Raw genomic sequence first — 9162 nt, 5'->3', positions numbered from 1 at the left:
AGTAAGCTTTAAGTCCGCACAGTACTATCGTATACCCTCCCATTGAGTCCATACATTGGTTTAAGATCTCATCAGGATTTCCTGCGAATCCATAGTTTTCAATAGAAACAAAAGTCTCATTATTATCTCTTGGGGTAAACAGCCATTCGATATGAGTTCCATCCGATGATTCAACAAGAATCCGTTTGTTTTTCTCGATCTCTTTCACGTAGATTTCATCGGAGACGCCATACATCTCCCATTCCCAAAGAATTCGCTTTCCAGCTTCTAGCCGATCACTACTTTTCGTGAACCAAAACTTCGTTGTGATCTCTGGGTTGATAAAGGCTTCAAATACTTCTTCCACTGGTTTTCTAATAAGCATTTCAGATCTTACAATCGGTTCTTGGTTGAAGGTTACCATGATAAACTTCCTTTCCTTGTCTGTAGTTGTTCTTGCCTTCTCCAAAACGTTTTTGCATTCCCGAAACGACCCAGCCCTTCTTCATTAATATAACTAACTGCTTCTCTTACTAAGGTAACGAAACAGACAAATGCTCATTTATCCAAATGCCGGAGGAATTCAAGTACACGTTGCATCAGCAATGCCGTTGCGTCAGCGTCGTACGATGACAAACTACTATCTGCAAAGTAGTGTTGATCGCCTGGGTACAAATAAAGATCGGCATGATTGGCCGATGCCACAAGCTCGCGCGCTGCCTCAAGGTCGCCCTCTTCAACGAAATAGGGATCTGCGTCCATGCCGTGAATCTGCACCGGTAGATCCGCTGGCCAGGGGGTCCCGAACATGGAGCTTGGAACGCAAGAGTAAAAGAACAACGCGCCACGGGCGCCTTCACGGGTCTGGGCGAGCTTCTGAGCCGGTACGACACCGAGCGAAAATCCCATATAGACAATCGAACGCGGAAGTCCGCTAGCCGCACATGTACTACGCTTTATGATCTCTTCGAATCCAATTTCTTTGACATAGGCCATGCCTTCCTCGATAGAAGTAAATGAGTAACCATCGAAAAGGTCAGGAATGTGTACAGTGTGCCCCTCTTCTCTAAGCTTGTCGGCGAAAATGTGAATGCCCTTGGTAAGCCCGAGTGCGTGGTGAAATATAAGAACCTCGGCCATTTCTCTTTTCCTCCCGGAATCAATTGTTTTTCCTATTGTACCATCATTTACCAATAAATTGAAGAACAAATGTTCTGTCTTCTCGAACCTTTTCCCCGTTTATTTCCCATAAAGAACCACTTATTTTGAACGGACTTTTAACGGTAAGTATATTTGCTGTTGGGCAATACCAAGCGCCTTATCAAAAGCACCACCAGGGTTTGGCATATTGCACATTCCACTTATAGGAAAGTCGCCATATTCAAAAATGTCGCTATTTTCTATCCATTGCATCATATAATTAACAGTTTCGTTTAGGTCATCCTTGTTGTTTTCATCTCCTGTGGCAACTAAGAACATCCCCCCTGGAAACTCAATAATTTCGTATGGGTCAACGTCCGCTTGAGTAACTTCATCCTTGATGGCTGATATAAAAACATTTTGCCCACACCCCCATGTTTCTTTATCGCCCTCATGCCATAAAAAGTCCGTAGGCTCATAGATATGCTCTTGTACTAACCTCGCATATTTTGAAGTTTGCTCATATTAATCATTCCCTCCGTTCTATGCAACGACCCAGCCTTAGATAGCTCCTATCTTAGACTGGGTCGTTTGTTGTCTGAGCTGCCCCGTGAATCACGGTGTTAGATGAAATCATTGCCTTCTTCGAGTTACTTTAATGAGTTCTATATCTCTTCATAAAATATCAGCTTATTTCCAAAAGGATCTAGCAGACACATTTCTTTCGTATCCCATTCCGTCACTTCAATTCCAGGTCGTAAGTTTTTATATTTCTTCCCAAGTAATACTTGATGAAATTCTTCAAGTTCTTCAATAGCTATCCTAATCGCACTTCCAGGACTGCAATCCCCATGATGTTCGGTTAAATGTAGTATAAAATGGTCTTTTGACACTTGCATATATAAAGGTAAATCATCTTCAAATCGATGTTCCCAATCCAATCTAAAATCTAAATAATCCAAATAAAATTCTTTAGCTTTGTCCTCGTCAAACATTCGAAACATTGGAATGACATGACCTAAACTCATTATTTGCACTTCCCTTCATCGTTTTACCTACCTACTTGAATTGCCTACACTTCTACGATTCCAACTGCAGTATATGGATAATCAAGCTGCTTCTTCACAACATTGGCTGCTTCCGCTCCAGCAAACAATTCAATAATAAATAGTCCTAAATCAATTGATGTTGCTACTCCTCCAGCTGTTATGATGTTACCATCCTTCACAATCCGGGATTTCATTACCTCTAAACAATAAGGTTCTAGTAGGTCATATACATTGGGGTGAGTAGTTGCTTTCTTATCTTTCAAAAATCCCGCAGCTCCCCACAACAATGAACCTGTACATACCGATATTTTATACTTAGCCAGCTCAGCAGTCTTGATCCAGTCAATGAAGACTGCATCATCTTTAAGCTTTCTTGTTCCCATTCCTCCTGGAATAAAAACAAGATCATACGCAGATAAATCCGGCTTAATGACATTTACCTTTACCTTCATCCCAAGTTCATCCGTAACTTCCTCGACTAAACCACAAATATCCCATGTCGTTCCTTTTGTCTTGTCAAATAGGTTTAAACGATAGATAACGTCATAGAACCCGACAAAATCAAGAAATGTAACTCCGTTGAATAAAACTAATGCGATCCTCACCGAATCATCTCTCTTTCTATAATTTTGCAGGTATTTCCTATAACGTTCTCGTATCACGAAACGACCCAGCCTTAGATCGCTCTTATCTTAGGCTGGGTCGTTTGTTGTCTGAGCTTCTTCCATGATTATACATCTGACAACCAAGGGGCGGTAGCCCCGATGCGTGATACCGTGTTAGGCGATGTTCAAGCGCTTCCTCGAGTAACACCTATTAAAGAATTATATGTATTTGATTGTTATGTTGAATGATTTTTGAGAAGTTAGAATTTTTACTATTGAATTGAGTTATTTCTCTACCGGTTTCTTTATCAAAATCAAAGATTCTCAATAAGTTCACTCCTTAAAATCAACAAATTAAAAAGTGAAAATACTATTTACTGTTTTGATTCCTTTGTTCTTGAACCCTTCAGGATTTTCTTTAGCCTCTCTTAGGCTATACTCGTAGGAAATCCACTCATAATTCTCAAATCCCAATAACTCTGCAACTTGCTGGACCGGATTTCTTTCAAATAATTCTTCAAAATCGGAAACATAGAATACCTTTGTTATATCTAATGGGGTTACTGTGTTTTGTTTATTTGGATTGCTGTTTACCAAATCAACAAAACGTTCTCTATTATACTCATCTTGATTGATTTCAATTTCTTCTTCCCAATTACACTCATAGTGGAATGTGCGTTTCCTTCCATCATAAATACTAATTGACCATCCATGATCTTCTGCGTTTATTAAGTGCACTAATACTCCTTTGTTTTTATTGATTAATCTCTTATTAGGCTGAAAACTGCGACCACTTGGAACAATAGTTACCCAGTTGTAACTTGAGGGATAAACAAATCCTCGCAACCAAGCTTTCTTCAATAGCTTTATACCATCATTCTGATCTAAAGAAAAAAGATAGTAACTCTCACTGAATTCACTCATTCACTTCTCTCCTCTTTTTCGTTTTTTATGGCTTTCACCAGTTTCATATAACGTTCTTGTATTCACGAACCCTCACTGGCTAAAAGGCGCCAACACCGGGTCCGACGGACTTAGCAAATTTTAATTTCTCGCTTTGATACATTTTTTCTTTGTGTTATGATATATGTAATAAAGACCAAGTGCTGCGAACACTTGGTCAGTACAATTGGCTTGGATGGTTTATCCCTTCTAGGTCGTATAGGAACAAAACCCACCTCTGGCCTCAACCTTTGGGTGGGTTTTTACTTTCTCTTGTTGCTATTATTGATGTATGTTAAAAGAGCAAGAATGAACGTTCCAAAGAGGAACATGATCGTTAATGCATCTTTCACTGCCATGGCTTCACCTCCTTTCGAAGGGAAACCATGCCCACCCAAGATTCAATTGTAGTTATATTTTACCTTTATTTACATCTACGTACAAGCGTTCTCATTTTGTTTTTGGATTTATCTTGCATCCCTTTCAAATAACGTTTTTGTATTCACGAGGGCGAATGCCCGATGCATGAACATTGTGTTATATGCTGCTACTGCCTTCTTGAAATACTTTCAATATTATTTACATATTTTCGATCGAACGAATTTAATAAAGATTTCTTGCTCTTCATTATTTTGAAATGCTCTTTTGGGAATTATTGAACATCCGTTCTTAGAATATATAAGATATATAAAATCCTTAGTTTCTCTGATACTTTTATAAAAATCCCATTTAATTATTGAATCCAGACCACCTGCAGTAAATAAAATTTCATCTTCTTGGAAAACCAATTCATATTCTTCTCTATATTTAGGTTCTCGTCTAAAAACTACTCTGGGTACAACAATTATTCTTACTAAGATCATAAAAACAAAAAGAACTGAGAGCGCGACCAAAAAGGCTGCAAGTAATACTGCTAAATTAATTGATATCAAATAGAAACCATAAACCAGCAAACCCACTGCTAAAACGACATCAAATGCAAGTCTCTTCAAATTTAGGTTTTGATTCATTGCGGTTATAAATTCTCTTTCAGAGTATTGATAGTTCAACTTCATTGAATATGCCTCCTTGATTAGCACGAATTGGCTCTGTCACCACCCGCTTAACTTGGCTGGATTGCCCGCAGCATCAACTCGTTCATCGAAGTCCTGGTCAAGATCAATGTCCTCACTATATGTCCAATGACCATTAGCATGTTTCAAATAAATAAGGGCTTCATATACGTAATTATCTGCCCCTTCATCATCTTTTCGCATACTAAAATCAATCTTGCCTTGGACGACAGCTTCCTTATCTCCAAGAAAGACGACTCGTTCGTCAAATAAATTATACCTATAGTCGGAATCAGCAAATTGCTCCTTCATTGAACTGTTCCAAGTTACAGAACCGAATACTTCACCATTCCATTGTTCAATAAATGAAGGATCCGTATATTGAACCGTGAGTTCTAAGTTTTCCTCGTTTAACGCTTTATAATAGGTTCTCAGGTCTGATAAGACCGCGGTTTGCTCTCCATAACGATTTTCTATGATAGAAGTAGCCTGTGTATCGATATCCTCCGGTATATCCAAACTTTTAAAAATCAATGCTTCATTTGCGATCTTCCATTGTCCCCGCTCATAACGAATGTCAAAGAGATACACATCGGATAGATTTAATACTTCTGTATTCTTGATATACGTTACTTGAAGTCGTGCTTCAGTGGTAGAAGTATACTTAATCCAATCTATTGCCACCTTATAGTCTCGAACTTTGATCTCACTGACTTGTTGATTGGCTTCGTACTCATACTCGAGATTCATATAACCCATTTTAAGATTGTCAGACGAATATAACCGTGGACTAAACGTTTCGTAGTACTTCGTAAGTAGATCTTTTATAGCAGCTTCTTCACCAAATCCGTAAGACTTCAAGCTAATAGTTGAATTAGATTTATCATACTTAACAGAATATTCCAATAGGTTACTAACCAAACGAAGTGGGAGATATACCTGTCCATTAATAACCGGAATCGCATTGTCTAAATAGTAAGTCTCGCCATCGTACTCAATAATGTCCTCACCAACCCAGAATTGAATTTCAGCGCCTCTAATAACTCCTGAGATTTTTTGAGTTTCAGGATCATATGCAACTTTAGATTCCAAAGCAGAAAAAAATGGCCGGTAAGGCACGTACATAACACCCGACATTATGATCGGATGGACTCCTGCAGTTTTTACATTATTCACATACAATTGAATCGGTTTGTCAGCAGATGCAACTCCTAAAAAAAGCTGAGTAGTCACTAGCAAGCAAATGCTAAGTAGCGAAATTAAGAATTTTCTAATCATGAAACACTTCCTATTCACTTTCCGTTTAATGTCTGCCAAAAAAAGATTGATATTTGGGGTTTGCGCTAATTTCCTATAACGTTCTTGTATTCACGACGTCTCACCGACTTAAGGCTCCGTCAGAAGCCGGCCGCGATACGGTTAGTCGGTGCGAATGTGTCCGGCTGATTCTACTTCCCTGGTACTGAAATGCCTTCGATCTGCTTCTAACTTCTGTCGGACAGAGGGGATGTCCCACTGCGTGAATACTGTGTTAGCGTTGAACCCTCTTCTTGAATAGTCTCTCAGCCCTTTAACATTTTTAATGCTCTTTTATATTTTTCTAGCCTTTTATAGTCCTTTTCAGTTGGTTCTTTTATTCTTGTTAAATTCATATTCTCTTCGATATCTGCTATTTTGACATTTCTTGATATAGTGTTTTGAGCCGCTTTTAAAATGAACTCTTCATAACTATCCTCTTCAGATCTCGTAAGTAACCTAATCGCCCCAACTATCTCTTCAGTGAAACCACTCCCTCTCAAATGATCTAAGGTAATTTCAGTATCTTCAACTACATCATGCAATACTGCTACAATTTTCTCTTCTATTGTTGCTACTCTGTTCATCACTGCTAGCGGATGCAATATGTATGGATTTCCACCTTTATCTTTTTGACCTCTATGAGCTTCTAAAGCTATCGATATTGCTTTTTCAATATCCAAGATTGTCATCTCCGCTCTTTGATCTTATAGCATTTAGGGTATTACGCATAACATCATTGCATTCACGAACCCGAGAACCTTAAGCCCCAACGGGGTGGCCGCGACGCGGTTAGGTTCGCAGGGTTGTCCGCTTGGATCCGCTCCCTCGAAATGCCTCGGGCGGACCAAGGGGCGGCGAATGCCGACCGATGCGTGAATACGGTGTTATACGAAGGTCCCATTCTCCCCGAATTGCTAAATAATCAATCGTCTTAGTTTCGCTTGCAAACAATTTGAATTGGGTTTCCATCTGGATCTTCTACCCATCCTGCTCTCAATTTATTGTTTAAAAAATCATGAGGTTTTGATAACATTTTTGCCCCATTTTCTAATAAGTAATGAAAAGCTGAATCCGTGTCTTCTGTCCAAAAAACAATTTCACATCCTGAGTTACTCCCTGGTTTAATTCCGTGTATTTCGAGAGTGGATTCTTTTGTAGCAATACCTAACTTAAACCCCTCTAACATTAATTCATGATGAACTGCCTTTCCTTCAATCTCAGCTGTGAATGTAAGGGTGAACCCAAGCTTCTCGTAAAATGTTCTTGATGCTTCTAAATCATCAACATAAATATTTATTTGCGGCGTCTTAAACTTCATTGTAATCACCCCATATTATTATCTTAGTGGACTTTCGTATAACGTTGTTGTATTCACGAGCCCGAGAACCTTGAGCCCCGTCAGGAGTGGCCACGATGCGGTTAGGTTCGCAGGGTCGTCCAAGCTGGATCTACTTCCTCGAAAATGCCTCAGGCGGACCAAGGGACGACGTCAGCCGTTCCGCCGCGTAAATACTTTGTTATCCGATGCTCACGCCTTCTTGAAAATCTTCCAAATACTACTATTTATTTTTTCTTTTGTATAGCTTTTAATATATTTTCCACACTGCTATCATCCCAAATAACGACAAAGCACTTTTCTTTTTTTAACTTTTGAAGAGCGCCAAGTCGATGATTACCATCCCTTATACTTAAAGAGCCTTCTCTATTTTCAGCAATTAAAGGGGGCATATCCCATCCGACTTCTATACGGTTAGAGATTTGACTAATGTTATAATTCCACCAATCTTCATCTTCTACATATTCCATATTTGATTCAGGACCAACAACTCTATCCAGATAACTAATATCGATTTCAATTGGCCCTAACCAATATCGTCTTTTCATTTTTAGTCCTTCTGATAATCCAACATTGTCTCCTTCGCCATTTAAAAAAAGATGAATCCATGTTTCAATATCATGATTTACAGCGTACTCCATTGCAGCATTTAAAGTAAATCTAGTCATAGCTACGCCCCCTTTTCTCAAATATTGTCTTTTTAGTTTTTAAACACCATGCATGAATTTCGGATAACGTTGTTGTAATCACGAACCCTCACTAAGGCTCGTAGATCCGGCCGCTATGCGGTTAGGTAGTGCAAGGTTGTCGCCTGATCCTCTTCTTTGCAATTTCCCCTGGCGACCGAGGGTCTCGAAGAAAACGATGTGTGAATGCGGTGTTAGGTGAAGTTACCCTGAATTACTTACAAAACCCTCTAATCCGAGTCTCAGAGTGTTTATCCCATTCAGAACCTCTAACATATTGGATTCTGTGTTCATATTATTTCTTGCATGTACTAGAACCGGTCTTAATGATTCTACTGAGTTTCCGAAACTATACATCCATTCGTATCTAGGAACCATCCAAAGATGAAAATGATGTGTTGTATCCTCATTATAGAAATAGTACACCTTATCAATCCCAAGGCTATTCCGCTGCTCGCTTCTTACCTTATGAATAATTGATATGAAATCTAGTTGTTCCTCTGAGGTCAATTCATCCATACAGTAAAAATGTCTTTTGGAGGCAATAATAACCAAGCCTCTAATAGGATAGGCGACATCTTGGTGTACATGAAAATGTCTTGATTCATATATAACTCCTCCAGTAGGTTCAATAAGCCCACTAGTTAGAGCACAGCTAAGACACTCTACCTCTACTGTCCTACCGTCAGCTAATGTTACTTGTCTTGGCATTACACACCTCTTCCTTTAAGTGTTAGGTTTTTCATTTGTTTTGCTTCGTAATTAACGTTGTTGTATTCACGAAACGCCCCAGCCTTAGATAGCTCTTATCTTAGGCTGGGGCGTTTGTTGTCTGAGCTTCTTCCATGATTATACATCTTGACAACCGAGGGGCGATTGCTCCGATGCGTGAATACGGTGTTATACGAAGGGACTGGCATCAATGGACTACTCACAATATAAAGTCTTTACTTAAATTTACTCTAATAATTTCTTTACCTTGATCATCATACCAAATGGATCCTGACGGAAAGCTAGACGATGTTTTCTTTGTCAATGGTTTATAGGATATAAAATATTCGCCTTCAGGTATAT

At 39.1% G+C, this 9162-nt stretch carries 13 protein-coding genes; all 13 read right to left on the bottom strand.

All coding sequences use genetic code 11. The features are described 5' to 3' along the window. The coding region (locus MJ257_RS23845) for an SRPBCC family protein (protein ID WP_240271662.1) at positions 1 to 403 on the bottom strand (403 nt) is incomplete at its 3' end. A gap of 134 nt (positions 404 to 537) precedes the next feature. After that, a complete protein-coding gene (locus MJ257_RS23840; RefSeq protein WP_240271660.1) occupies positions 538 to 1188 on the bottom strand; it encodes a dienelactone hydrolase family protein in 651 nt (216 codons plus the stop codon). Positions 1189 to 1239: 51 nt separating this feature from the next. After that, on the bottom strand, positions 1240 to 1458 hold the full coding sequence (locus MJ257_RS23835; protein WP_240271658.1) for a hypothetical protein: 219 nt from the start codon (positions 1456 to 1458) through the stop codon (positions 1240 to 1242). 326 nt (positions 1459 to 1784) lie between these two features. Further along, a complete protein-coding gene (locus MJ257_RS23830; RefSeq protein ID WP_240271656.1) occupies positions 1785 to 2147 on the bottom strand; it encodes a glyoxalase superfamily protein in 363 nt (120 codons plus the stop codon). A gap of 44 nt (positions 2148 to 2191) precedes the next feature. Then, entirely contained in the window at positions 2192 to 2773 is a 582-nt protein-coding gene (locus tag MJ257_RS23825) for a DJ-1/PfpI family protein (protein ID WP_240271655.1), read from the bottom strand. Positions 2774 to 3127: 354 nt separating this feature from the next. Then, positions 3128 to 3697 (bottom strand): hypothetical protein, encoded by a 570-nt coding sequence (locus MJ257_RS23820; protein WP_240271654.1) that lies wholly within the window; start codon positions 3695 to 3697, stop codon positions 3128 to 3130. A gap of 281 nt (positions 3698 to 3978) precedes the next feature. Beyond that, on the bottom strand, positions 3979 to 4074 hold the full coding sequence (gene comI, locus MJ257_RS23815) for a competence inhibitor ComI (RefSeq protein WP_240271652.1): 96 nt from the start codon (positions 4072 to 4074) through the stop codon (positions 3979 to 3981). 216 nt (positions 4075 to 4290) lie between these two features. Next, on the bottom strand, positions 4291 to 4770 hold the full coding sequence (locus tag MJ257_RS23810; RefSeq protein WP_240271650.1) for a YcxB family protein: 480 nt from the start codon (positions 4768 to 4770) through the stop codon (positions 4291 to 4293). Between the two features lie 36 nt (positions 4771 to 4806). Next, on the bottom strand, positions 4807 to 6045 hold the full coding sequence (locus tag MJ257_RS23805; protein ID WP_240271649.1) for a copper amine oxidase N-terminal domain-containing protein: 1239 nt from the start codon (positions 6043 to 6045) through the stop codon (positions 4807 to 4809). 284 nt (positions 6046 to 6329) lie between these two features. Then, positions 6330 to 6755 carry a GTP pyrophosphokinase gene (locus MJ257_RS23800; RefSeq protein WP_308193248.1) on the bottom strand — a complete coding sequence of 142 codons (426 nt, stop codon included), beginning with the start codon at positions 6753 to 6755 and terminating at the stop codon, positions 6330 to 6332. A 242-nt stretch (positions 6756 to 6997) separates the two neighbouring features. Beyond that, positions 6998 to 7384 carry a VOC family protein gene (locus MJ257_RS23795; RefSeq protein WP_240271645.1) on the bottom strand — a complete coding sequence of 129 codons (387 nt, stop codon included), beginning with the start codon at positions 7382 to 7384 and terminating at the stop codon, positions 6998 to 7000. A 245-nt stretch (positions 7385 to 7629) separates the two neighbouring features. After that, positions 7630 to 8070, bottom strand: coding sequence for a ParB N-terminal domain-containing protein (locus MJ257_RS23790; RefSeq protein ID WP_240271643.1), 441 nt, complete (start codon positions 8068 to 8070; stop codon positions 7630 to 7632). 222 nt (positions 8071 to 8292) lie between these two features. Further along, the gene (locus MJ257_RS23785) at positions 8293 to 8799 is read right to left on the bottom strand and encodes an HIT family protein (protein ID WP_240271642.1); all 507 of its coding nucleotides are present in this window, start codon (positions 8797 to 8799) and stop codon (positions 8293 to 8295) included. Positions 8800 to 9162 lie beyond the last annotated feature (363 nt).

Source organism: Paenibacillus timonensis (assembly GCF_022427145.1).
Classification (GTDB): domain Bacteria; phylum Bacillota; class Bacilli; order Paenibacillales; family Paenibacillaceae; genus Fontibacillus; species Fontibacillus timonensis.
The sequence above is the reverse complement of the archived record's forward strand: the minus strand, read 5'-3'. Positions and strand labels throughout refer to the sequence as shown.